The 1,416-nt window shown below is 60.7% G+C and carries 1 protein-coding gene; it reads left to right on the forward strand.

The window, feature by feature from the left end; translation table 11 throughout:
• Positions 1 to 108: 108 nt before the first annotated feature.
• The gene (locus B7449_RS17550) at positions 109 to 1,137 is read left to right on the forward strand and encodes an IS110 family RNA-guided transposase (protein WP_034928490.1); all 1,029 of its coding nucleotides are present in this window, start codon (positions 109 to 111) and stop codon (positions 1,135 to 1,137) included.
• The last annotated feature ends 279 nt before the right edge of the window (positions 1,138 to 1,416 follow it).

The following is a 1,416-nucleotide window of genomic DNA, read 5'->3' on the forward strand; positions in this document are numbered from 1 at the left end:
TGTTGATTTTCACTGAGAACTGATGGGGTGGATGCCCGCTCCCGACGGCATCGCGAGATGTGCCAAGGTGATGTTGTTGTTCAACGTCACGGGAAGGAGAAGGCATCCATGGACGGAGTTGCCATTATTGGCCTTGATCTTGCAAAGCGGGTTTTTCAGCTTCACGGCGCTCGGGCAGACGGAAGCGTAGCGTTCCGCAAGAAGCTGCCGCGCGCTCAGGTAACGACATTCCTGGCGAAGCTGCCACGGTGCATCGTTGCGTTGGAAGCGTGCGCGACAGCCCACTTTTGGGCCCGGACGATCGGTGCGCTCGGACATGACGTGAGGCTCGTGCCGCCGGCGTATGTGAAGCCTTTCGTCAAGCGGCAGAAAAACGACGCGGCCGATGCCGAAGCCATCGCAGAAGCGGCGAGCCGTCCGACGATGCGCTTCGTGGAGCCCAAGACGGAACGCCAGCAGGCTCGGGCGATGGTCTTCAGGACGCGTGACATGTTCGTGCGTCAGCGGACGCAGATGATCAACGCGCTCCGGGCTCACCTGGCGGAACATGGCATCATCGCCGCCAAGGGAATCACGAACGTGCAGGAATTGGGACGGATCATCGAGACGGCGGAAACCGGGATTGAGCCTCTGGTCGTGGAGACGGCCCGCATCTATCTCGATCAGATCGAACAGATTTCGGGGCGCATCGCTGCATTGGAGAAGACGCTCAGGCAGGAGGCCGGTCAATCCGACAGGACGGAGCGGATGATGAGCATGCCGGGGATCGGCCCGGTGACGGCCATGGCGGTCGAGGCGTTCGCGCCCACCCTGTCGACATTCCGGCGCGGCCGAGATTTCGCGGCATGGTTGGGCCTGGTGCCGAAACAGCATTCGTCCGGCGGCAAACAGGTTCTGGGGCATACGTCGAAAATGGGCCAACGCGACATCCGCCGCCTGCTCATCATCGGCGCCATGTCCGTTATTCGCTGGTTCAGCCAAAACACGCCCGACGCCGATACTTGGCTCGGGCGGCTGCTGCGCCGCAAGCCCCGTCAGTTGGCTGCCATTGCCCTGGCCAATAAAATGGCCCGCTCGCTCTGGGCCATGGAAACACGGGAAGAGTTTTTCAGGGATCCGCGCGCGGTTGCCGCCTGACAATCAGTCGGGAGTAACTACGCGCGGTACGTCGGCGTGTGAGGAGGTCGTCGAGCAGTAAGGACAAACGATCGGAAAGAACGGGTCTGGAAAAGCATTCGGGTCAATGAACCTCGAGTTCGCAGAATTGATTTGCACCAGATCCGCGTAGCCCATACCGGCCAGTGGTCATGTTCAGACCGCATCCAAAGGCCTGATACATGACCGCATCCGATCACACGCCTCTATTGTTCAACGCATCTGCTTGCACGAACGCGGGCATCCATACATGACCCGGGT

Origin of the sequence: Komagataeibacter intermedius TF2 (assembly GCF_000964425.1) — a bacterium.
Classification (GTDB): Bacteria; Pseudomonadota; Alphaproteobacteria; order Acetobacterales; family Acetobacteraceae; genus Komagataeibacter; species Komagataeibacter intermedius.

Coding starts and splice junctions, on each gene's coding strand:
- B7449_RS17550 (WP_034928490.1), top strand. CDS start 109: ATGGACGGAGTTGCCATTATTGGCCTTGATCTTGCAAAGCGGGTTTTT.